Annotated in this window: 22 protein-coding genes; 10 read left to right on the top strand and 12 right to left on the bottom strand. The window is 70.6% G+C overall.

The genetic code is table 11. The features are described 5' to 3' along the window. The first annotated feature begins 133 nt into the window (after positions 1–133). Complete coding sequence (locus ACYVF6_RS01770) at positions 134–1042, top strand: zinc-binding dehydrogenase (protein ID WP_460514981.1); 909 nt, start codon at positions 134–136, stop codon at positions 1040–1042. A 156-nt stretch (positions 1043–1198) separates the two neighbouring features. On the opposite strand, the gene ACYVF6_RS01765 is transcribed toward ACYVF6_RS01770, so the two are convergent. Together ACYVF6_RS01765 and ACYVF6_RS01760 are read right to left on the bottom strand one after the other, a co-directional pair. Further along, positions 1199–1951 carry an SRPBCC family protein gene (locus tag ACYVF6_RS01765; RefSeq protein ID WP_460514980.1) on the bottom strand — a complete coding sequence of 251 codons (753 nt, stop codon included), beginning with the start codon at positions 1949–1951 and terminating at the stop codon, positions 1199–1201. Further along, entirely contained in the window at positions 1948–2571 is a 624-nt protein-coding gene (locus ACYVF6_RS01760; RefSeq protein ID WP_460514978.1) for an ArsR/SmtB family transcription factor, read from the bottom strand. Before ACYVF6_RS01760 ends, ACYVF6_RS01765 begins: the two co-directional genes overlap by 4 nt. Positions 2572–2950: 379 nt before the next feature. Here ACYVF6_RS01760 and ACYVF6_RS01755 point away from each other — a divergent pair, with 379 nt between their 5' ends. Both ACYVF6_RS01755 and ACYVF6_RS01750 read left to right on the top strand, forming a co-directional pair. Next, positions 2951–3910 (top strand): penicillin-insensitive murein endopeptidase, encoded by a 960-nt coding sequence (locus ACYVF6_RS01755; RefSeq protein ID WP_460514976.1) that lies wholly within the window; start codon positions 2951–2953, stop codon positions 3908–3910. Positions 3911–3921: 11 nt separating this feature from the next. Further along, entirely contained in the window at positions 3922–4359 is a 438-nt protein-coding gene (locus tag ACYVF6_RS01750; RefSeq protein WP_460514974.1) for a nitroreductase family deazaflavin-dependent oxidoreductase, read from the top strand. 41 nt (positions 4360–4400) lie between these two features. Here the strand turns inward: ACYVF6_RS01750 and ACYVF6_RS01745 are convergent, their stop codons facing one another. After that, the gene (locus tag ACYVF6_RS01745) at positions 4401–5069 is read right to left on the bottom strand and encodes an MOSC domain-containing protein (RefSeq protein WP_460514972.1); all 669 of its coding nucleotides are present in this window, start codon (positions 5067–5069) and stop codon (positions 4401–4403) included. Between the two features lie 88 nt (positions 5070–5157). Between ACYVF6_RS01745 and ACYVF6_RS01740 the strand changes: the two genes are divergently transcribed. Next, positions 5158–5622, top strand: a complete 465-nt coding sequence (locus tag ACYVF6_RS01740) for a hypothetical protein (RefSeq protein WP_460514970.1) — start codon at positions 5158–5160, stop codon at positions 5620–5622. 6 nt (positions 5623–5628) lie between these two features. Here the strand turns inward: ACYVF6_RS01740 and ACYVF6_RS01735 are convergent, their stop codons facing one another. Beyond that, positions 5629–6549 carry a coiled-coil domain-containing protein gene (locus ACYVF6_RS01735; protein ID WP_460514968.1) on the bottom strand — a complete coding sequence of 307 codons (921 nt, stop codon included), beginning with the start codon at positions 6547–6549 and terminating at the stop codon, positions 5629–5631. A gap of 503 nt (positions 6550–7052) precedes the next feature. Between ACYVF6_RS01735 and ACYVF6_RS01730 the strand changes: the two genes are divergently transcribed. Continuing rightward, on the top strand, positions 7053–7901 hold the full coding sequence (locus tag ACYVF6_RS01730) for a TrmH family RNA methyltransferase (protein ID WP_460514966.1): 849 nt from the start codon (positions 7053–7055) through the stop codon (positions 7899–7901). Positions 7902–8019: 118 nt separating this feature from the next. Here the strand turns inward: ACYVF6_RS01730 and ACYVF6_RS01725 are convergent, their stop codons facing one another. Continuing rightward, on the bottom strand, positions 8020–10710 hold the full coding sequence (locus ACYVF6_RS01725; protein WP_460514964.1) for a hypothetical protein: 2691 nt from the start codon (positions 10708–10710) through the stop codon (positions 8020–8022). 252 nt (positions 10711–10962) lie between these two features. Between ACYVF6_RS01725 and ACYVF6_RS01720 the strand changes: the two genes are divergently transcribed. Further along, positions 10963–11490 carry a phage holin family protein gene (locus ACYVF6_RS01720; protein ID WP_460514963.1) on the top strand — a complete coding sequence of 176 codons (528 nt, stop codon included), beginning with the start codon at positions 10963–10965 and terminating at the stop codon, positions 11488–11490. Positions 11491–11532: 42 nt separating this feature from the next. Beyond that, positions 11533–12483, top strand: a complete 951-nt coding sequence (locus ACYVF6_RS01715) for an alpha/beta fold hydrolase (protein ID WP_460514961.1) — start codon at positions 11533–11535, stop codon at positions 12481–12483. Positions 12484–12594: 111 nt separating this feature from the next. Here ACYVF6_RS01715 and ACYVF6_RS01710 read toward each other — a convergent pair whose 3' ends face one another. The 3 genes from ACYVF6_RS01710 to nth are packed head-to-tail and all read right to left on the bottom strand — an operon-like array spanning position 12595 to position 15171. Next, positions 12595–13773 (bottom strand): MarP family serine protease, encoded by a 1179-nt coding sequence (locus tag ACYVF6_RS01710; RefSeq protein ID WP_460514959.1) that lies wholly within the window; start codon positions 13771–13773, stop codon positions 12595–12597. Continuing rightward, on the bottom strand, positions 13770–14417 hold the full coding sequence (locus ACYVF6_RS01705; RefSeq protein ID WP_460514957.1) for an NUDIX hydrolase: 648 nt from the start codon (positions 14415–14417) through the stop codon (positions 13770–13772). Before ACYVF6_RS01705 ends, ACYVF6_RS01710 begins: the two co-directional genes overlap by 4 nt. Positions 14418–14454: 37 nt before the next feature. Then, the gene (gene nth, locus ACYVF6_RS01700; protein WP_460515180.1) at positions 14455–15171 is read right to left on the bottom strand and encodes an endonuclease III; all 717 of its coding nucleotides are present in this window, start codon (positions 15169–15171) and stop codon (positions 14455–14457) included. Positions 15172–15365: 194 nt separating this feature from the next. Here nth and ACYVF6_RS01695 point away from each other — a divergent pair, with 194 nt between their 5' ends. Continuing rightward, positions 15366–16058: a Crp/Fnr family transcriptional regulator gene (locus tag ACYVF6_RS01695; RefSeq protein ID WP_460514955.1), complete on the top strand. Its 693-nt coding sequence runs from the start codon at positions 15366–15368 to the stop codon at positions 16056–16058. Here the strand turns inward: ACYVF6_RS01695 and ACYVF6_RS01690 are convergent. Genes ACYVF6_RS01690 through ACYVF6_RS01675 form a run of 4 tightly spaced genes read right to left on the bottom strand, consistent with a single transcriptional unit; the run spans position 16039 to position 18173 of the window. After that, positions 16039–16773: an MBL fold metallo-hydrolase gene (locus tag ACYVF6_RS01690; protein WP_460514954.1), complete on the bottom strand. Its 735-nt coding sequence runs from the start codon at positions 16771–16773 to the stop codon at positions 16039–16041. The two genes, ACYVF6_RS01695 and ACYVF6_RS01690, sit on opposite strands and share 20 nt — an antisense overlap. 16 nt (positions 16774–16789) lie before the next feature. Continuing rightward, a complete protein-coding gene (locus tag ACYVF6_RS01685; protein ID WP_460514952.1) occupies positions 16790–17563 on the bottom strand; it encodes an NUDIX hydrolase in 774 nt (257 codons plus the stop codon). Beyond that, positions 17560–18021, bottom strand: coding sequence for a RidA family protein (locus ACYVF6_RS01680; protein WP_460514950.1), 462 nt, complete (start codon positions 18019–18021; stop codon positions 17560–17562). Before ACYVF6_RS01680 ends, ACYVF6_RS01685 begins: the two co-directional genes overlap by 4 nt. Next, entirely contained in the window at positions 18018–18173 is a 156-nt protein-coding gene (locus ACYVF6_RS01675; RefSeq protein WP_460514948.1) for a DUF4177 domain-containing protein, read from the bottom strand. The genes ACYVF6_RS01680 and ACYVF6_RS01675 overlap by 4 nt, the downstream gene beginning before the upstream one ends. 96 nt (positions 18174–18269) lie before the next feature. Between ACYVF6_RS01675 and ACYVF6_RS01670 the strand changes: the two genes are divergently transcribed. Together ACYVF6_RS01670 and ACYVF6_RS01665 are read left to right on the top strand one after the other, a co-directional pair. After that, positions 18270–19586: an alpha/beta hydrolase gene (locus ACYVF6_RS01670; RefSeq protein ID WP_460514946.1), complete on the top strand. Its 1317-nt coding sequence runs from the start codon at positions 18270–18272 to the stop codon at positions 19584–19586. Between the two features lie 10 nt (positions 19587–19596). Continuing rightward, complete coding sequence (locus ACYVF6_RS01665) at positions 19597–20601, top strand: P-loop NTPase family protein (RefSeq protein ID WP_460514943.1); 1005 nt, start codon at positions 19597–19599, stop codon at positions 20599–20601. The last annotated feature ends 4 nt before the right edge of the window (positions 20602–20605 follow it).

The following is a 20605-nucleotide window of genomic DNA, read 5'->3' as shown; positions in this document are numbered from 1 at the left end:
CCCCGCGACCGAGGAGACGGTGTTGCGGACGGCCGGTTCAACGCATGGCAGGGAAAGTCGCGGGAATGCGAGCTGCCGGGTATGGATTGAGCCGGGTGGAACGTCATCCGTCTCCTGCGAGGAAGGCCTTGTCATGCGCGCACTTGTCGTCGACCACTCCGCTCCCGGGCACGTACGCCTCGGTGAGGCGTCCGAGCCCACACCAGGCCCCGCGGAGGTCGTGATGGAGGTGCGGGCGGCGTCGCTGAACTACGGCGAGCTCAGCTACGCCCGCTCGGCCGAGGAGGGCACGGTGCTCGGCTGGGACACGGCGGGCGTGGTGGTCCAGGCGGCGGCCGACGGATCCGGCCCGGCGGCCGGCACCCGGGTGGTCGGGTTCGCGGGGTCGGGCGGCTGGGCGGAGCGGCGGGCGATCGCGGCCGCCGACGTGGCGGTCGTACCCGACTCGGTCGACTTCGGTGCCGCCGCGGCGCTGCCGGTCGCGGGCGGCACGGCGTTGCGCGCGTTGCGGCGGCTCGGCTTCGTCGCGGGCGAACGGGTGCTGGTGACCGGCGCGTCCGGTGGCGTCGGGCGGTTCGCCGTTCAGATCGCCGCGATCGCCGGCGCGCACGTGATCGCGAGCGTCGGCAGCGCGGCTCGCGGCGAAGGGCTGCAGGAGCTCGGCGCCGCCGAGGTCGTCGTCGGGCTGGAGGGCATCGGCGAGCCGTTGTTCGGCGTGATCGACAACGTGGGCGGGCCGCAGCTGGTGCAGGCGTTCGAGCTGCTGGGTGAGGGCGGCAGGATCCAGTCGATCGGCGGTACGTCGGGCGAGCCGGCGGTGTTCCCGCCGTACGGCACCGTGGGACTGCGTCGCACGATCGAGGCGTTCGACAACACGCTCGGCGACCTCGGCCGGCACCTGGCGTACCTCCTGCGCTGGCTGGCCGACGGCAAGCTCGACCCGCAGATCGGCTGGCGGGGCGACTGGAGCCGCGTGGGCGAGGCGGTCGAGCTGCTGTTCGCGCGCAAGCTGCCGGGCAAGGCCGTACTCGAGATCGCCTGAGCCCGCGAATGACCCACGCGGCGGAGCCGCAAGATCAGCACAGCGCCACGTGACTCGCGCGCTCCGCCACGCTAATAGGTGCTTCGCCACGCCCCGGGGCGTGGTTAACCCGCCAATTACGTGGTTAACGTGGTCATTCGCGGCGGGCGAGGGTAGCTAGGGGGTGGGCATCGGGAACAGGCGCTCGAGCCAGGCGCGCCAGCTCGCGGTGGCTTCCTCGGTGGTACGGCCGGTGCCGTAGAGGTAGTGCGAGACGGTCACCATGCCCCAGGCGTCCGCGCCCTCACCGGCGAAGCGGTAGAGGCCGTCGGCGCCCCGGATGCCGAGCCCGCCCTGATAACGCAGGTCGACGACGCCGGTGATCGGCTCCATGCCGTCCGGCCGCAGGGTGATCTCGTCGCCCTGCTTCACGTCTGGGTCGAGGCCGAGTGCCGCGCCGAACTTCTCCCACACCGCGTCGCGGTCGAGGTCGGTGAAGCTCATCGCCAGCGCGTTGGCGACCGGCTTGCCGGCGAAGTGGTCGAAGTAGAGCTCCAGGTTGTGGAAGAACAGGTCCCAGCCCTTGCTGTGGTATTCCGCCTCCCAGTCCTCGGCCGTGAAGCCGGCCTGGACGAAACGCAGCACGGTGGTGCCACCGTCGCGACCCTCGATCAGGAACTCCAGCGTCTCGCCGGGGTCGCTCTCGGCGCCGCCGTAGACGACGCGCCTGCCTTCCTCCCACTCCAGCACCCGGCCGTCGGCCACATTGCCGGATCCGAAGTCGGCGCGAGCCTTGCCGCCCTCGCCGGCCTCGATCTCGTGCGGTACGAACCAGACCGCGAAGCCCGGGCCGGTCGAGACCGCCTCCCAGACCTGCTCGGGTGTCGCGTTGAACTCGAGAACCTTCTCGAGCCGCCGGCCTTCAGTCATCGCTTGCTCGCTTCCTCGTTCAGGTCGGACTTCGCATCGGGTTTCGGGACGATCGGATGAACGGCGACGAGGATGCGGTGGTCGCGCCCGTCCGTCGCGGACTCGGCGTGGTACCTCGAGACCAGCGCCGTGATCGCCTGCGTCAGCTCCTCGGCGAACGCCGCCCGGTCGGCGGCTGTCGCGAACCGGATCTCGCCGTCGATGGCGTAGGTCGCGAGCCGCTTGCGGGCCTTGGCGGCGCCGACGATCAACTCGCCGATCTCGCGTACCAGCCGGGTGGCGAGCGCGAGTAACCACCGGGCCGACAGCTTGTCCGGCGACTTGCCGGGATCCGGCGCGACCGCCGCCAGCACTCCCGGCGAGATCACGAACGACGCGGCGGTCGCCTGGAGTACGCGTTCGGTCATGTTGCCCTTGCGGCGTTCCTCCACCAGCTCGACCAGGCCGTGCCGCTCGAGTGCGTGCAGGTGGTAGTTGAGCTTCTGCCGTGGAATGTCGAGCCGGCCGGACAGCGTGCTCGCCGAGGCCGGCTCAGCCAGCTCGGCCAGCAGGCGGGAACGTACTGGGTCCAGCGTGACACCGGCCGCCGCCGGGTCGTCGATCACCGCTACCTCGTCCATGCCCCCGTACGATCCCACCGACAATTTCTTTTGTCAAGGACACATACCTTGTCGCGCGGGTGGAAGTCGCGTGCAGGCTGGTGAACGTCATGCTGTCGCCGGACTCCGCCCGCTGGCGGGCGGGGAGCTTCGCCATCGCCCGGGCCAGCACGACCCGGTGTTCGACCGCGCGTACCCCTCAGGGTTGCCGGCCTGCCGCCGCCAGCGCTGCGCGATCTTTGTCCACCTCCCCTGTCACTTCCCAAACGCTGGGCACCCCGCGAACGGTTGGTCAGTAGTGGCCAGTCGCTTGACCCGTTTACGCCCGCGGGCCAATCTCCGGAAGAAATCCACAGCACTCTCCGCCGAAAGGGTCGGGATGATGCGTCGCTTCAGGGTCTTGAGCTTCTTGTTCACTCTCGTGCTGGCGATGGGCGCCGGAGTCGCCGCGGCGGTGCCGTCGCAGGCGTACGCGAACGCGTTCTTCCACACACAGAGCAGCGGCAACCGGGGTGTCGACGTCCTGGCGATCCAGTATCTGCTGCGCGCCGCGGGCCAGAGCGTGGCGGCCGACGGCGTGTTCGGCTCGTCGACGACGACGGCCGTACGCGCGTTCCAGACCGCCAAAGGGCTTGGCGTGGACGGCATCGTGGGCCCGCAGACGTGGGGCGCGCTGGCCGTGACCCTTCGCTCGGGCGCGACCGGTGACGCCGTACGCGCGCTGCAGGTGGAGCTGAACGCCAAGCGGCGGCTCAGCCTCTCGGTGTCCGGCACGTTCGACGCGGCGACCGAGAGCGCGGTATCGACGTTCCAGAGCCACGCGGGCATCGGCGTCGACGGCGTGGCCGGGCCGATCACCTGGCGGAACCTCGTCTGGCACTACGACTATCCCGACTTCGGCGCCGGCATCTGCGACCAGGACCCGGACGGCAACGGCACCGCCGCGAACTGGGCGACCGGCGCGGCGATCGCCCAACTGGAGCAGGGCGTCCGGTCGTTCGTGACGACCGGGCAGGGCAACGTGCCGCTGGGCGACGCCGGCTTCGAGCACGGCGGCGACATTCCGGGGCACAGCAGCCACGCGGTGGGCCTGGACATCGACATCTGGCCGATCCGTACCGACAACGCGCAGTGCACCGCCGGCCGGATCACCTGGCAGTCCTCGACGTACGACCGGGCGGCGACTCGCCAACTGGTGCAGGCGATCCGGGCCGCGGCGCCGGGGCACGTGGCGCTGATCTTCTTCAACGACCCGACGCTGATCAGCGAGGGCCTCACGAGTCAGTACGCGAACCACGACAACCACCTGCACGTGCGGTACTGCGAGAAGGTGCACCCGAACAGCCTGTACGACTGTTAACGTCCTCGAGCATGGCGAAACCGGGAAAGCTCGACCGCGCACTCAGGCGGGCGTTCGGCCGGCTCGAGAGCTGGCGCTACCGCCGCTTCGGCGGCACGACGCCCGGCATGGGCGGTCATCCGCAGCTGTTGCTGACGACGACCGGGCGAAAGTCCGGCAGGGAACGCACCGCCCCGTTGTTCTACGCGCGGCTCGGTGAGCGGCTGGTCGTGATCGCGTCGTACGGCGGAGCGGACGTGCACCCGGCGTGGTGGCTCAACCTCCGGGAGGCCGGCCAGGGCAGGGTCGAGCTGGACGGCGAGACGTTCGACGTCCGGCCGGCCCTCCTGGAGGGCGACGAGCGGGAGCAGGCCTGGCAGGCGATGGTGGCGTTCTGGCCGGCGTACGACGACTACGTACGGAAGACTTCGCGCGAGATCCCCGTGGTCGCGCTGGACCGCATCACCTGAGGCTTCGCCCGATCACGAGGCCGTCCCGCACACCTGCGATCTCAGTCGAGCTGGAACGGCAGCCGACGGTGCACCCGATCGATCACGTCGTCAGGGAGGTCGTCGGCGGCGGAGAGCAGGTCGGGAAGGTGCTCGGCCTCGAGCGTGAGCGCCCGGAACGTCAGGCCCAGCGTGACGCCGTGATCCGGCTTGTGTACGACCCTGATCGGGTCGCCGGTGCGGATGGCGCCGGGCTGGACGACACGAAGGTACGCGCCGGGGCGGGCCTCCTGCGTGAACGTCCGCGTCCAGCGCTGCTCGGCCAGCCAGCCCTGGAACGTCGAGCACGGGATCCGCGGCACAGTGACCTGCAGGACCACCTCGTCGCCGATCTGCCAGCGCTCGCCGATCAGCGCGTTGGTGACGTCGAAGCCGGCGGTGGTGAGGTTCTCGCCGAAGCCGCCGTTGTCGAGTTCCCGGCCGAGCCTGGCGGCCCAGAAGTCGAGGTCCTCGCGAGCGTAGGCATAGACCGCCTGCTCGTCGCCGCCGTGGTTGGCGGTGTCGCCGATGAAGTCGCCGACCAGCCCGGACCCGAGTCCGCCGTGCTTGGGGCCGGGAGCGCGCACCTCCACCGGGCCGCCGGCCGGGCGCTTGTTGATCCCGGTGTGACCGGTGTCTTTGTGGGGGTTGGGGATCGCCTTGCCGACGTTGACCGAGAGCACCTTGTGCATGCAGTCGACGGTATCCAGGCTGGGCAACGTCTGACCAGCGGATTTGTCCGCGCCGAGAAAGGCTGCCCGCACTGACAGACTTGGCAGCGTGCAGACGACACTACGGATCGGGATTCTGGTCGTGCACGCGCTGGCGGGCGCGGTGTGGCTGGGCGCGATGGTCTACAGCCTGCGCGTCGTACAACCGAGGGCGGCACGATTCTTCGCCGAGGACGACGACGCGCACGAAGACTTCCTCACCACACTCGCCGCGCGGAACAGGTGGCCGGTGATCGGCTTGGCCGGACTGCTCGCGGCGACTGGTGTCGGGGCATATGCCCTCGCACCGGCGGCTCCGGAGGCGTTCGCACTGCACGCCGTGAAGGGCGGTCTGCTGCTGGCCGCGCTCGGCGTGTTCGGGTACGTCTCTTGGCGAGTGTGGCCGAAGCGCCTGTTCGCTCTGTCAGGAGAACGAACGGCGCTTCGGGCCACGCTCCGCCATGCCGCCTACGCCCTGACCGCATTGGTGGGTGCCGCGTTCGCGCTCGGCGTCGCGGCCGCCCAGTTGCGGTAGGGGCGCCTACTTCTTCTTGTCGTCGCCAGTCAGACCGAGCAGTGCCGACGGGTCAGTGCCGGAGAGCGTTGCCAGCATCTGACGGACGTTGGACAGCTGCGCGTTGATGCTGTCGCGGCGCTGCGTCGCAGCGGCCAGCTCACGGTCGGACTCGGCGCGGATCCGCTCGGCGCGCGACTTCGCCTCGGAGACGATGTCGTGTGCCTTGCGCTGCGCGTCGTCGACCAGGCGCTCGGCCTTCTGCGTGGCCTCGGCGTGCGTGCGCTCGGCGTCGGCCTGAGTCTGCTCGGCCCGCTCCAGCACGGCCGCCAGGTGCTGCTCGGCAGCCGCGGTGCGCTCGACCAGGTCCTGCTCGGCCTGATCGCGCCGCTGGGCGAGGGTCTTCTCCAGGTCGGCCGCCGCCTGCGCCGCCTTCGCACGCTGCTGCTCGAAGACCGCCTCGGCCTCTTCGCGCCGCGCGGTGGCGTCGCGTTCGGCCTCCTCACGGATCTCCGTGGCCTGGCGCTTGGCGTCGCTGATGATCTGGTCGGCTTCGATGTTGGCCGAACCGCGCTTGTCGGTGGCGTAACGCTCGGCTTCCTTGCGGATCTCGTTGGCCGCGCGCTGCGCTTCCTGCCGGGTCTTCTCAACCTCTGCCGCGGCGTCGGCCCGCAGGTCGGCAGCCTCTTCCTCGGCCAGTGCGAGAATCCGGCCCACCCGCTCACCGAACTCGGCGAACGTCGGCTCGGACTTCCGGGTGTCGCTCTTCGCGGATGTAAGAGAGGACTCGAGGTCCTCGACACGTCGGGCCAGCTCCACTGACTGGCGCCGGGCGGCATCGACAGCCTCGGTGAGCTGCCGCACACGGTGGTCGACTTGCGCCGGGTCGTATCCGCCTCGGCGTACCGTGCGGAATCCGCTGGCGCTTGTAGTGGTTGTCTCGCTCATGGGCTCTAGTCCTTAGTGGTACGGCGGAGACTACGGGCACAAGGGTCCATCGCAAGCAGCCTGACCCGCCCCTGCGTTTGGTGCCCCGGGACCCCTCGCACGCGAACACCCTAAGGCTTCACGGCGACGTGCACGAGATCCTAGCCAGTAAACCCTCATCACCACCAGGGGTGGCCGACCAGTTACGGCCAGAACCTCCGATGAATCTGTGGGTTTTGCCTTCTCTTCACCATTTGGGACAGGAGTTGCTCGCACTGCGGGAAGTTGGAAGGCACGGCCAAAGCCCTTTTGCACAAGTGCTTCCACCCTCCCGCAGAACGCGACGTTAGACCCGTGCGATTTCCCGCTCGTTACGGGGTCTCCCTTTAGCACGTTCCACGACCTCTCGTGGAGACCTCCGAGGGCGCGCCCGGCCGTTCGATCAGACGTCGGATGGCAGGGTGAATACGCTCCCACACAGCGTCTGATCTGCGAACGTGACTGTGCGTTGTTCTTATGCGATCATGCCCGTCGTGCTGATGGTCACGAATCGCAACGCGCGCTTCCAGCAGTGGCAGGCACTGCTGACCAACCGGAGGAAACGCAACCAGACCGGAGAGTTCATCGTCACGGGCATCCGCCCGCTGACGCTCGCTGTGGAGTACGACTGGCCGATCCGCACCTGGCTGGCCCCGCTGGACGAGAAGCTGTCGGCGTGGGCCAAGGACCTCCTGGACCGGGTGGACGTGCGCGTCGTGCAGGTCGCACCGGAACTGCTCCGGGAGCTCGGCACCGCCTCCGAGCACACACCGGGATCGCTCGACCTGGTCGCGGTCGCCAAGATCCTGCCGGACGAGCTGAGCCAGATCGACCTGCCGGAGTCGAACGGGCTGGTGGTCGTGTTCGACCAGCCGTCCTCTGCCGTCAACGTCGGCACCGTCATCAGATCAGCCGACGCTTTTGAGGCCAGCGGTGTGATCGTGACCGGGCACTCGGTCGACGTGTATGACCCTCAGACGATTCAGGCGAGCACGGGCTCGCTGTTCGCCGTGCCGGTGGTGCGGCAGGTGTCGCACAAGGAGGTCGTGGGGTGGGCGCGCGAGCAGGGACTACGCATCGTCGGTGTCGATCCGGCGGGCACGGTCGACGTCGACGGCTATGACCTCACCGGGCCGACCCTGCTCGTGATCGGCAACGAGACAAGGGGAATGACGGCCGGCTGGCGCGAGGTGTGCGACGAGATCGTGCGCGTGCCGTTAGGCGGCTCGGCCGGCCCGGTCGGATCGATCGGTGCCCCGACGACAGCGGGCGTCGTGCTGTACGAGACCGCCCGCCAGCGCCGCGGCACCCGCGCAACCACGCCGGCCACGTAGGCCGAATTCGCGCTTCGCCACGCTAGTAGGTGCTTCGCCACGGCCCGGGGCGTGGTTAACCCGCCAATTGCGTGGTTAACGTGGTCATTCGGCCGGGCGCGAGACCGGGCGGAAATGGTCAGCGGGCGCGGAAGGCGCGGGCGAGGTCGCGGCTCTCTTCCTCGTCGGTGAACGAGAAGCCGGCCGGCACGCGTACCAGCACTTCCCGTTCGGTCGCGACGTCGAAGAAGCGCCGGCTCAGCGACATGCCGCGCTGCCACGCGCCCATCCGCGTGCCCAGGTGCCGCATCCACACCAGCCCGCCGTCGTGCAGGAAGGCGCCGACGGCCGCGGCCACCGCGAGCCCCGCCCACACGGCAGGTCCGACGCCGAGCTCGAAGACACGTACCGCACCGAACGCCAGCGCACCCGCCGCGACGATCGTCGACGCCGCCGACACCATGGCGATGACCGCGGCGCCGCCGACGCCGGCGTACAACGGCGCGTACGGCTCGGTCTTCACCGTCACCGGCTGCCACCACCGCAGCGCCCGCCGCCCGGCGCGGTCGATCACGAACGGCGCGCTGACCGCCAGCACCAGCAACCCGCCCACCGGCAGCAACCACGACCGCGAGCCGGACACCAGCACTGCGACGAGATAGGCAGCGGCCCAGCCGTACAGCCCGGCGACGATCCAGCCGAGCGCGCCGGCCCACCAGCGCCATCCCGCCTCCAGCGGACCCCACGTCTTGAACCGCCGGTCCGCCGGCTGCCGCGTCACGGCCTGCGAACGCCCGGCCGCCCGTACGCTCCCGGCCACGACAGCCGCCGCCAGCAGCAGCCACGCCGTCGCGGCCTGCCAGGGCGGCATCTCCAGCGTCGCGGAGAAGCGGGTCACGACCACAGCCGTGAAGGCCACCGCGAGCGTCATCGCGACCGCCGTCTCGAGCAAGCCCGCACCCAGCCGCACTCCCCTGCCGAGCACCCACGACAGCCGTGGAGCGGGCAGCCACTCGGGCCCGAGCTCGTCGGGGTCGAGTACGGAGACGTGCCGCCGCCGCAGCCGATCCGCCAACCATTCAAGGGTTTTCTGTACGCGCTCGCCGAACCGCTCGGCCGCCGCCGCGCTGGACCGGCCGAGCACACGGTCGAGCAACTTCACCAGCGGCCCGCGCTCGCTGGCGAGCACGGCGTCGAGCCAGCCGGCCTCGGCGACCGGCGCGGGCCCTTCCTCGACAGAGGTCTCGACCACGACCGCGGCCTGCTGGTCCTCGGCCTCGGCTTCGGCGGCCACTCGCTGCCGGGTCTCGCCCGACGCCTTGCGGTACCAGCGTTCGGACTCCTCGTGCCGCTTCGGATCGGCGGCCAGCAGCCGGCCGAGGTTCGCCATCGCGCCCGGATGCCCGGCGTCGGCGGCCCGGCGCAGCCAGTCCTCGGCCTCGTCGTGCCGGGTGGCGTCGATGCTCAGCACCGAGCCGAGCGCGGCCGACAGCTCGGCGTCGTCGGGGTTGGAGATGAGCGAGGTCACCAGCACGCGTTCGGCCGTGCCGTGCCGTCCCTCGCCCTGCGCGTCGCGGACGAACTGGAGGACGTCGGCGACCGGCATGCGGTCCGCGAGCACCTCCCAGACGGGATCGGGCACGCTCTCCAGGCCGGCGGTCGCCGACCGGACGGTAGTCAGATGATCGAACGGCTCGAAGCAGTCGTCGTACGCCGGCAGCAGGCAGCCCGCGAGCCCGCGTACGGGCGTCACCGCCCACGCGAACGCGTCGTCGAACGCGTCGGCGGTGCCCCAGCGCAGCTCGTGCGGCGCGAGGTAGTGCGGTGCCAGCGCGGTCAGCAACGCCCGCGGCACCGGGCCGGAGAAGCCGCAACGGCGTGCGTCCAGAGCGGCCGTCACGATCGCGCCGCCGAGCGCCTGCCGCCCGTCGCGCGCGCCACGCCAGCGTGCGTAGAGCTGCGGGGCGGCGGCGAGGTATTCCGTGATCTGCAGACCGTGCCGGTTGCTCATCGCCGCGGCCAGCAGCGGGTCGTCGGTCTCGTCGGCGCGCCGGAACTCCTCCGCCGTCCAGGCCGACGGGATCGCGATCACGGTCGCGCGGCCGAGCACCTGGGCGATGTCGCGGCCGAGCTTGCCGTCGAGCGCCTCGAGCGCACTGCGTTCCTCGCTGCGCAACGTCGCGAGCAGCGTGAGACCCGACAGCTTCTCCAGTACGTGTGCGTCGAGCCCGCCCTCGCGGAGGTAGAGCTCGAGGTCGTCGAGCCAGACGATCGCGTCGCGCGCGTTGTCGTGTACGTCGGCCAGGTGCCGCAACGCCAGCGGGTCGGACGGAACGATCAGCCGGCGATGCCCGTCCGCTCGTCCCAGCGCGGCATACGCCGTGCGGGTCTTGCCGCTCGCCTGCGGGCCCTCCAGGATCACCAGCCCGCTGTTCGCGAGGTATTCGTCGATCAGCGGATCGATGTCGCGCGGCACATAGCCGGGCAGCTCGCGTCCGCCGGACGGCTCGGGCTCGTCGGCGGCGAGCCGGCGCTCGACCGGCCCGCGCGCGTCCAGGTCACGTGAGTCGGAGTAGCGCGCCGCCTTGGGCAGGCTGCCACCGAACCCGACCTGTCGCAGCTCGTGCCGGCGTACCCTGCGCTGCCGCCGGCTCGTTGTCACTACGTCGAGGATCCCGCCCAGCGGGAGCTCGTGCACGACGAGATAGGCCACGGCGAGCGCCAAGCCGGTAGCGACTACGGTCCACACGCTCGGGTCGATGTGCAGCACCTTGATACCAAGGATCGCCACCACGAACGCGGCGATGAGCCAAACAGCCCACCTGCTCATCTGTCGCGGCCGCCCGTGCTCAGTTTCAGCGCGGTTCGCCGCTCTTGCGGTCACCGTCCCGCGCCTTCTTGTGCGCGGGCGGCCGACTTGGGGACGAGCGTCATCGAGTCCCTCCACTGGCTACGGATGCAGCACGCATCTTTTCGGTACGAGCTCGCACAATCAAGTCACGTTGCCGAGCGGGTTCCGAATGCACGAAGATCGCGGTGGGTATACACCCCGGACTCCACGAGTTGAGAAACAGGTACACCGATGGCGCAGCGCAAGTTCAACGGGAACGGCCCCGGCACGACGACGACCGACCGGCAGTCTCTCGGCCAGCTCGTGGCGAGCGCGACGCAGGACCTCGGCGCGCTGGTCCGCGGCGAGATCCAGCTGGCCAAGGCCGAGCTCCAGTCCTCGGCGATCGCGGCCGTGAAGGGCTCGGCGCTGTTCATCGTCGCCGCGCTGCTGGTCGGCATGGCGTTCTTCATGCTGTGCTTCGCGGCGGCCTACGGCCTGGTCGCGGCCGGGCTGCCGGAGTGGCTCGCGTTCCTGATCGTGGCGGTGGTCTTCCTGCTGGTCGCCGCGCTGATCGCGTGGCTCGGCCTGCGCAGCCTGAAGAAGATCGGCCCGCCGACGCTCACGATCGAGTCGGTACAGGAGGCCAAGGAGCTGGTCACGCGTTCCGACAGCTCCGATGCGGCTGACGACCTCGACAACGATCTGGACGACGACGACCCCGACCGTCCGAGCCGCCCCGACCGGCGCGCGCGCCGCGCCGCGGGCGACCTCGGCTGACCCAGGCCGTGGCTCAGACGTAGGCGTGCGACCCTGGACTCCATGAACGTGACCGGTGGAGTCGTCGACATCGACGGCCCGTGGACGCACCGTTGGGTGGCCGCCAACGGTGCGCGTTTCCATGTCGCGATCTGCGAGCCCTCCGACTCCGCTCCCGACCCCGGCACCGGCCGGGAACGGCCGGCCGTGCTGTTCCTGCACGGGTTCCCGGAGTTCTGGTGGGCCTGGCGGCACCAGCTGCCCGTGCTCTCGCGGCTCGGCTACCGCGCGATCGCGATGGACCTGCGTGGGTACGGCGGCAGCGACAAGACGCCCCGCGGCTACGACCCGATGACGCTGTCGGCCGATGTCGCCGGCGTGATCCGTTCGCTCGGCCATTCCTCGGCGGTCGTCGTCGGACACGGCTGGGGCGGGTACGTCGGCTGGGCCACCGCCGCCCTGCATCCGGCGCAGGTGCACGGGCTCGCGGTCGTCAGCGCTCCGCATCCGCTGCGGCTGCGGCACCAGGCGTTCCGCGACCGCAGGCAGGCCCAGTCGGCGTGGCACGTGCTGTCGTTCCAGACGCCGATCCTGCCGGAGCGCCGGCTCGTCGCCGACAACGGCGCGTACGTCGAGACGTTGCTGCGCAAGTGGAGCGCACCCGGCTCGGCGTTCCCCGACCAGGAAGCCGCATCGCGCTACCGCAGCGCGATGTTGCTGTGGCCGGCACCGCACTGCGCACTGGAGTACTACCGCTGGCTGGTCCGCGCGACCTACCGCACCGACGGCCGCCGGTTCGTCGAGCAGATGAAGGCACTGGTCTCTCAGCCGGTGTTGCAGATTCACGGCTCGCTCGACCCCACGGTGCTGCGTTCGACGGCCGAGGGATCGGCCGAGCACGTGTCCGGCAAGTACCGCTGGCGGCTGCTCGACGGCGCCGGGCACTTCCCGCACGAGGAAACGCCGGACGGCGTCACCAAGGAACTGCTCGCCTGGCTCGACGACGCCATCTGACTCGGCGCGAATGACCACGTTAACCACGCCAGTAGGTGCCTCGCCACGCCCCGGGGCGTGGTTAACCCGCTAAAGACGTGGTTAACGTGGTCATTCGCAGATCGGCGGTGGCTAGGCGCAGCCGCCCGTCGACACGGGGTTGGTGGCCCGGATGCCGGCCTTCGCGTCACCGGACACCTCGTCGGCGGTGAGTGCGTAACCCGTCGAGGAGTCCTCGACCGAGGCGGCGAAGATCACACCGAGCACCTTGCCGTCGTCGGACAGCAGGGGTCCACCGGAGTTGCCGGGGCGGACGGTGGCGTAGAGCGCGTACACGTCGCGGATGACGTCGCGGTCGCCGTAGATGTTCGGGCCGCGGAGCCGCTGCTGCGAACGCACTCGGGCCGGCCCACCGCTGAACGGGCCGTTCTCCGGGAAGCCCAGCACTGCGCCGCCGTCGCCTTCCTTGCCGGACTTGTCGAACGTCAACGGCCCGAGCTCGAGGTCCGGGGCCGCCAGCACGGCGACGTCGCGGTCGGCGTCGTAGAGCACGACCTCGGCGTCGTAGCTGCGCCCGCGCTGGTCCTCGACCTGCGGCTTGCGTACGCCGGCCACGACGTGCGCGTTGGTCATCACCCGGCCCGGCGCGTAGACGAAGCCGGAGCCCTCCAGCGAACGCGAGCAGCTGTTGGCCAGCCCCACCACGCGTACGACGGAGGCCGCCGACTGCTTGATGTCGGCGTCGCGCAGCACCTCGAGGTCGGGAGGTGCGACCGGCGTGATCGACTCCTGCGCGAACGGCTCGAGGTAACGCGGGAACAGCCCCGGATCGACCACCCGGCTGAACGCCAGCAGGCCACGCTCGGCGCCGGTCGGCATCAGCTTGTTGATGCCGGCCAGGATCTCGGAGTCGCGCACGATCTTGGTGAACGAGCCCAGGTGCGCGCCCGCGACGGCGGCACCCAGGCTCCAGGTGACCAGGAGCACCGCCACGACGCTCAGCAGCGACCCGGCGCCGGCGTCGACCGCGGAGGCCGGCCGCCAGGTCACCCGCGACCGCAGCCGGTCGCCGATCGCGGCGCCCGCCGTCTGCCCGGCCAGCGCGCAGACGATCACGGCGCCGAGCGCCGCCAGCGCGATCGTGGTGCTCGGGTCGAAATGCTGGAGTACGACCGGGCCGAGGAAGGCACCGAGCAGCCCGCCGGTGATCAGCCCGACCACACCGAGCGCCCCGACCAGGAAGCCCTGCTTGAACCCCGCGACGGCGTAGGCGATCGCCACCAGGATCAGGACGATGTCGAGAGGGTTCACGAGAGCGTCTCCGGAAGGTCGCGAACGATCGAACGGTCCCAGGGCTGTTCCCAGCCGAGCAGGCCGAGCACGCGGTCGATCAGGATGCCGGTGAAGCCCCACACCACCAGGCCGGCCACGCCGAACGCCGGGCCGACGTAGCCCGAGCGGTGCCGTACGCGGAACCGGTTGGCCGGGTCGGTGAGGTCCGCCAGGGGTACCCGGTGCACCGAGGCCACCTCGGCCGGGTCGACCACGCCCACCGGCGAGGGCTTGCGCCACCAGCCGAGTACGGGCGTGACGGCGTACCGTGACGGCAGGATGTGGATGACGGGCAGCTGCCCGAAGACCTCGACGCCCGACGGGTCGAGGCCGGTCTCCTCCTCCGCCTCACGCAACGCCGCCGCCACCGGACCTTCGTCGGTGGGGTCGACGGCACCGCCGGGGAACGCGGGCTGGCCGGCGTGCGACCGCATCGAGTGTGAACGCTCGATGAGCAGCAGGTCAGGGCCCTGCTCGGCCTCGCCGAACAGCAGCAGGATCGCCGACTCGCGGTCGGAGTCGTTCGGGGGCACGGGCCACGCGAGCTCTTCGGGAGTGATGCGCGCGGCGAGGTCGGCGACGGGGTGAAGCCAGTCCGGCAGCCCGTCGCGGGACGTACTCACAAGCGGCCCATCCCTCTCCAGCCAACGTCGAGGCGCGCTAGTCAACCACAACGCTGGCAGGGGTTTTGACCAGCTTCGCGGCAACCTCTGGGTCGGTCGGGCCCTCACCGTAAGCCGGGCAGAGCGCAGCCAGCGGGCAAGCGCCGCACGCGGGTTTCCGGGCGTGACAGCGGCGGCGCCCGTGCCAGATCAGCCGATGCGAGAGCATCGTCCACTCGGACTTCGGGATCAGCGCGCCGACCTCGGCCTCGATCTTGTCCGGATCGGTCTGCTTTGTCCAGCCGAATCTGCGCGTGAGGCGCTGGAAGTGGGTGTCGACGGTGATGCCGGGCACCCCGAACGCGTTGCCGAGCACGACGTTGGCGGTCTTGCGCCCGACGCCTGGGAGCGTGACCAGGCCCTTCAGCTTGCCTGGGACCTCGCCCTCGAAGCGCTCGACCACCGCCTGGGACATGCCGATGATCGACTTCGTCTTGTTCCGGTAGAAGCCCGTCGAGGCGATGATCTGCTCGACGTCCTCGGGGTTGGCGACGGCCAGATCGGCGGCGGTGGGGTACTTGGCGAACAGCTCGGGCGTCACCATGTTCACGCGTACGTCAGTGGTCTGCGCGGACATGATGGTCGCGACCAGCAGCTGGAACGGGCTGGTGAAGTCGAGCTCGCAGTGCGCGTCCGGGTAGGTCTCGGCCAGGATGCGGTTGATCTTGCGGGCCCGGCGGGTAAGACCCAGCGGAGTCTCGGTCGCCGTGTTGATCTTGGGTTTGGGCGCCTTGGGCTCGGCCTTGGGTTGTGCTTTGGCGTTGGCCCTCGGCTTGGAGGTGGCTTTGGTGGGTTTCGCGGCGCGCGACGTCACTGCGCCAGCCTACGAGGTTGTACGTTTCCAGTAAGCGGCAGACTGTGACACGACACACTGTCGTATGACGCGGCTACTAGGGCTGGGATGAAGTCATGCAGGAGGGCCAGTTGCTCGACGATGTATTGCGGCAGGCGCCGATGTTCGCGGGCCTCGATGACGAGGCCGTGGCGGCGCTGCGTTCCGCCATGCACGAAGTACGGCTGCGTCGTGGTGAGGTCCTCTTCCATGAAGGCGACCAGGGTGACGAGCTCTACGTCGTGATCGAAGGCAAGGTCAAGCTCGGCCGCACCTCCGCCGACGGCCGCGAGAACCTCCTTTCCGTGCTCGGACCCGGCCAGATGTTCGGCGAGCTGTCGCTGTTCGATCCGGGCCCGCGTTCGTCCACGGCGACGGGGATCACCGACACCGTGATGCTGGCGCTCGGCCAGGAGCAGCTGATGACCTGGCTGTCCGGCCGGCCGGAGGTCGCGCGCGGGCTGCTGTTACAGCTGGCGTCGCGGCTGCGCCACCTCAACGAGGCGGTCGCCGACCTGGTGTTCTCCGACGTACCCGGCCGGGTCGCCAAGCAGCTGCTCGATCTGGCTCGCCGCTTCGGCAAGCCGACCGACGGCGGCATCGACGTCCACCACGACTTGACGCAGGAAGAGCTGGCGCAACTGGTCGGCGCGTCCCGCGAGACCGTCAACAAGGCGCTGGCCGACTTCGCGCACCGCGGCTGGATCCGGCTGGAACAGCGAGCCGTCGTCATCCTCGACGTGGAGCGGCTCAACCACCGTTCTCGTTGAGATACTCCAGCTGAGCCCGCACGCTCAGCTCTGCCGCGGGCCACACGCTCCGGTCGACGCCGGCGTAGACCCGCTCGACGACCTCGCGTGGCGTTTCCGCGCCTGCGGCCCTCGCGGCGCGTACCTGCTCGAGCCGTTCTTCCCGGTGCTGGATGTAGTAGGTCAGCACCGGGAGCGGATCATCGATCTCCGGACCGTGCCCGGGCAGGATCCGCCGGATCGCGCCTTCCTCCGCCAGCGTCTCCAGCTCGCGCAACGAGCGGAGATACCAGTCGAGCCTGCCGTCCGGGTGCATGATCACGGCGGTCCCGCGGCCCAGGATCGTGTCGCCGCTCAGCAGCACGCCGGTCTCCTCGTGCAGAAACCCCACCGAGTCGTAGGTGTGACCGGGTACGTGCAGCACCCGCCAGCCGTCGATCTTCTCGCGATCCCGCAACGTGGTGCCGCCCTTTTCGTCGTTACAGAACCCCAGGTCGAAGGCGCGGACCGGGCTTCCGGTGACCTCCCTCAGGCGGTTGGCGCCTTCGGAGTGGTCGGTGTGCCAATGGGTCAGCAGGATGAGGCTCACCTCGCCGCCCGCGGCGGCAAGCACAGCCTGCACATGCTTCTCGTCAAGCGGTCCGGGGTCTACCACGATGCCGCCGGGAAGTACCCAGGTGTTCGTGCCATCGAGGGTCATCGGCCCGGGATTCGGTGCCAGCACACGCGAGATCACTCGCCCAGGCTACGGCTCAACCGAGCGACCAGCGCGCCTTGCCGTCGGTGAAGGCGACCTGGGGACGGGTCACGTCGGCCGGCCGGGCACGGGCGGCTTCGAGCGCTTCCGCGACCGTGCCGGCGTCCAGCAGGGAGACGAGCGTCGCCGCGGTGGGAGGGAGCATGCGCATCTCGCCGCGTTCGACCGCGGCCAGTGCGTCGGCCGGGCGTACCCAGGCCACCCGGTCAGCCTCACTGGAGACGTCGCGGGTGCGCTGGCCCTCCGGCATCGCCGCCAGGTAGAACCGCGTGTCGTAGCGGCGTTCCTCGGCGTCCGGCGTCACCCAGTGGGCGCACCGGACGAGCAGGTCGGTACGCAGGACCAGCCCGCGCCGCGTGAGGAACTCGCTGAACGGCAGCTCCTTGCCGACCAGCGCCATCCGGTCGGCTTCGTAGTCGTCGCCGGTGGCATCGGCGACCAGCTCGTCCGCCGACGCTCCCGCCAGCAGGACTCCGGTCTCCTCGAACAGCTCCCGGGCCGCCGCGCACTCCCACTCCGGCACCCCGGAATCGCGGTCGCGCGGGTCGACGGCACCGCCCGGGAACGCGTACATCCCGGCTGCGAACGCCATCGTGGTGTGCCGCCGCAGAACGTAGAGCTCCAACCCCGTCGAGCCGTCCCGCAGCAACACCACCGTCGAGGCGGGCCGGGCGGGCACCGGCGTCAGGCGGCCTGCCGCCAACTGCCGGGCCCGCTCCGCCAACGCCTCCGAGACCGGAATCTCGGCCAGGATCTCTGGCAGTCTCACGCGACTTCGACGATCATTTCGACCTCGACGGGTGCGTCCAGCGGCAGCACGGCGACGCCGACGGCGCTCCGCGCATGCTTCCCGGCGTCGCCGAAGACCTCGGCCAGCAGCTCGGACGCGCCGTTGCCGACCTGCGGCTGCCCGCTGAAGTCGGGCGCGCTCGCGACGAACACCAGCAGCTTCACGACCCGCGTCACCCGCGACAGGTCACCGAGCTCGGCCTTGATCGCGGCCAGGGCGTTCAGCGCGCAGATCCGCGCCAGGTCGTAGGCCTCCTCCGGCGTCACCTCGGCGCCCACCTTGCCGGTCGCGGGCAGCTTGCCGTCGACGAACGGCACCTGGCCGGAGCAGTAGACGTGGTTCCCCGTCCGGACCGTCGGAACGTACGCGGCCGCGGGCGCGGCGACCGGGGGCAGCTGCAGGCCGAGCTCGTTCAGCCGGGACTCGGGAGTGCTCATGCGCGCTCCCTCTTGAAGTACGCGACCAGCTGCTCGGGGTTGAGTCCGGGCACGACCTGGACGAGTTCCCAGCCGTCCTCGCCGAACGTGTCGAGGATCTGCTTGGTGTTGTGCACCAGCAGCGGAGCCGTTAGGTATTCCCACTTCGTCATGGCCGAAAGCCTAATGCGCACGCCGGAACCGCCCGCGCGCCGCAGCGGCTGCCGTCGTGGCCTGCTCGCAGGCCGTCAACCACCTAGGGTGGGTCCATGCTCCGCTGGCTGGGCCGCAGCGGGCTCGGGATGCTCATGCTCTGCGTGGCCGTGCCGACCGTCCTCGCCGCCGTACTCATCCTGCTGCCTCCCATGTACGGAGGCAGTGGCTGGCAGGTACGTCTCGTACTCAACGAGTGGAGCCTGCTGCTCGTCCTCCCTGCCGTGCTCTCGCTGCTGCTCGCCGCCGCGGCCCGCTGGTCGGGGTGGCGCCGGCTGTCCGGCGTGATCGCCGCGCTGGCGGTGATCGCGCTCGCGCTCGCCCTCCTGCCGCCGGCCAGGGGCGCACTGGCGGCGAGCCAGGCCGGCGTTCGGCTGAACCCGCTGGAGTACTTCGCGGGCACGGTCCGCGACAGCGTGCGCGGGCCTGACGACACCGCGACCTACGACTACGCGGCCGGGCTGAAGCTGGACGTCTGGCGGCCGCCCGGCCAACGGGAGGCAGGCCCCGCGGTCGTCCTCGTCCACGGCGGCAACTGGACGTCCGGCGGCCGCGGCTGGACACCGCGCTGGAACGCCTGGCTGGCCGACCAGGGCTTCACGGTGTTCGACATCGACTACCGCCTCGCTCCCCCGGCCACCGCGCGGACCGCGCCCGCCGACGTGAAGCACGCGGTCGGCTGGGTCCGGCAGAACGCCACGCAGTACGCCGTCGACCCGGAGCGGATCGTGCTGCTGGGCACGTCGGCGGGCGGCCACCTCGCACTGCTGGCGACGTACACCGAGCCGGATCCCGCACCGGTCGCGGCCGTCGTCGCCGTGTACGCGCCGCTGGAGCTGACGCCGTGGTTCACCGACCACCGCCCGTGGTGGTACCAACGCCGGCTGTGGGACTCCCGTGCCGCCGGCGCGGTGGCGCTCACCGGCGGGACACCCGAGCAGGTGCCCGAGGCTTACCGTGCCGCCGAGCCGATCCGGCACGTCCACCCCGGCCTGCCGCCCACGCTGCTCGTCCAGGGCGGGTCCGACCTGCTCGCGCCGCCGGCGCCGGCTCGCCGGCTGGCGGACGCGCTGACCAGGGACGGCAACCGCGTCCGCCGGGTCGAGATCGAATACGCCGACCACGGCTTCGACCTCAACTGGGGCGGCATCGCCAGCCAGATCACCCGAGCGGAGATCAGCGGATTTCTGAGGTCGGCCCGCCCGTCCCAGGCGGAAGCGAGGGCGCCAGGCGGCGGAGCCGCATATCCAACAGGGCGGCGCCGCGCTCGTGTGTCGGGGTTGCAAGGCGGAGAAGGAGCCAGGAGGCAGCCCGTCTGGGGCAGGCGGGCAGAGCCTGGACCGGTGCGCGATCGCCCGCGAGGCGCCGATTAGGCTCCCAGCGATGATGAGTGACGGCCGGGACTGGGAAGGCGTACGCCTGCACATCGTCACCGGCAAAGGTGGCACGGGCAAGACGACGGTCGCGGCCGCGCTGTCGCTCGCGCTGGCGTGCGCGGGCCAGTCCGTCCTGCTGTGCGAGGTCGAGGGCCGGCAGGGGCTGGCGCGTCTCTTCGACGTGCCGCAGCTGCCGTACGACGAGCAGCGGCTGGCCGTCGCCAAGGGGCGCGGCGACGGTGAACGCCGCGGCGAGGTCTACGGGCTGGCGATCGATCCCGAGGCCGCGCTGATGGAGTACCTCGAGATGTACTACCGCCTCGGCCGGGCCGGCCGCCTGCTGGAGAAGGTCGGGGCCATCGACTTCGCGACGACCATCGCTCCCGGCGTACGCGACGTGCTGCTGACCGGCAAGGTCTACGAGGCCGTCCGGCGCAAGGACAAGGACGCACGCCGGGTCCGGGGCCGCCAGACCTACGACGTGGTGGTGCTGGACGCGCCGCCGACCGGGCGGATCGCCCGCTTCCTCGGTGTCAACGCCGGCGTCGCCGACATCGCCCGGGTCGGGCCGATCCGTAACCAGGCGGACTCGATCATGAGCTTGCTGCGGTCACCGCAGACCGTCGTGCACCTCGTCACGTTGCTGGAGGAGATGCCCGTGCAGGAGACGGCGGACGGCATCGCCGAGCTGCGCGAGGCGCAGATCCCGATCGGCGGAGTCGTGATCAACATGGTGCGGCGTACCGAAGGCGCTCCGATCGGCAAGCCGGCCAAGACCGCGATCACGGCAGGGCTCTCGGCCGCGGGCATCGAGCCATCGGCCGACCTCGTACGCGGGCTGCAGCTGGAGGCGCGTGACCGGGCCACCCGGGTCGCACTGGAGGACGCGCAGCGGGAGCGGATCGCCGGGCTGGCCCGCCCGACGTACGAGCTGCCGAGGCTGTCGAACGGCCTGGACCGCGGTGCGCTGTTCCAGCTCGCCGACGAGCTCACCAAGCAAGGCATGGGCTGAGGCG

This window comes from Flindersiella endophytica (assembly GCF_054779015.1).
The sequence above is the reverse complement of the archived record's forward strand: the minus strand, read 5'-3'. Positions and strand labels throughout refer to the sequence as shown.

Bases quoted from the DNA above. Each gene is read 5' to 3' on its own strand.
- ACYVF6_RS01750 (WP_460514974.1), top strand. From the start codon at position 3,922: ATGGCGAAACCGGGAAAGCTCGACCGCGCACTCAGGCGGGCGTTCGGC.
- ACYVF6_RS01720 (WP_460514963.1), top strand. From the start codon at position 10,963: ATGGCGCAGCGCAAGTTCAACGGGAACGGCCCCGGCACGACGACGACC.
- ACYVF6_RS01735 (WP_460514968.1), bottom strand. From the start codon at position 6,549: ATGAGCGAGACAACCACTACAAGCGCCAGCGGATTCCGCACGGTACGC.
- ACYVF6_RS01675 (WP_460514948.1), bottom strand. From the start codon at position 18,173: ATGACGAAGTGGGAATACCTAACGGCTCCGCTGCTGGTGCACAACACC.
- ACYVF6_RS01730 (WP_460514966.1), top strand. From the start codon at position 7,053: ATGCCCGTCGTGCTGATGGTCACGAATCGCAACGCGCGCTTCCAGCAG.
- ACYVF6_RS01770 (WP_460514981.1), top strand. From the start codon at position 134: ATGCGCGCACTTGTCGTCGACCACTCCGCTCCCGGGCACGTACGCCTC.
- ACYVF6_RS01745 (WP_460514972.1), bottom strand. From the start codon at position 5,069: ATGCACAAGGTGCTCTCGGTCAACGTCGGCAAGGCGATCCCCAACCCC.
- ACYVF6_RS01680 (WP_460514950.1), bottom strand. From the start codon at position 18,021: ATGAGCACTCCCGAGTCCCGGCTGAACGAGCTCGGCCTGCAGCTGCCC.
- ACYVF6_RS01665 (WP_460514943.1), top strand. From the start codon at position 19,597: ATGATGAGTGACGGCCGGGACTGGGAAGGCGTACGCCTGCACATCGTC.
- ACYVF6_RS01760 (WP_460514978.1), bottom strand. From the start codon at position 2,571: ATGGACGAGGTAGCGGTGATCGACGACCCGGCGGCGGCCGGTGTCACG.
- ACYVF6_RS01715 (WP_460514961.1), top strand. From the start codon at position 11,533: ATGAACGTGACCGGTGGAGTCGTCGACATCGACGGCCCGTGGACGCAC.
- ACYVF6_RS01765 (WP_460514980.1), bottom strand. From the start codon at position 1,951: ATGACTGAAGGCCGGCGGCTCGAGAAGGTTCTCGAGTTCAACGCGACA.
- ACYVF6_RS01695 (WP_460514955.1), top strand. From the start codon at position 15,366: ATGCAGGAGGGCCAGTTGCTCGACGATGTATTGCGGCAGGCGCCGATG.
- ACYVF6_RS01725 (WP_460514964.1), bottom strand. From the start codon at position 10,710: ATGAGCAGGTGGGCTGTTTGGCTCATCGCCGCGTTCGTGGTGGCGATC.
- ACYVF6_RS01670 (WP_460514946.1), top strand. From the start codon at position 18,270: ATGCTCCGCTGGCTGGGCCGCAGCGGGCTCGGGATGCTCATGCTCTGC.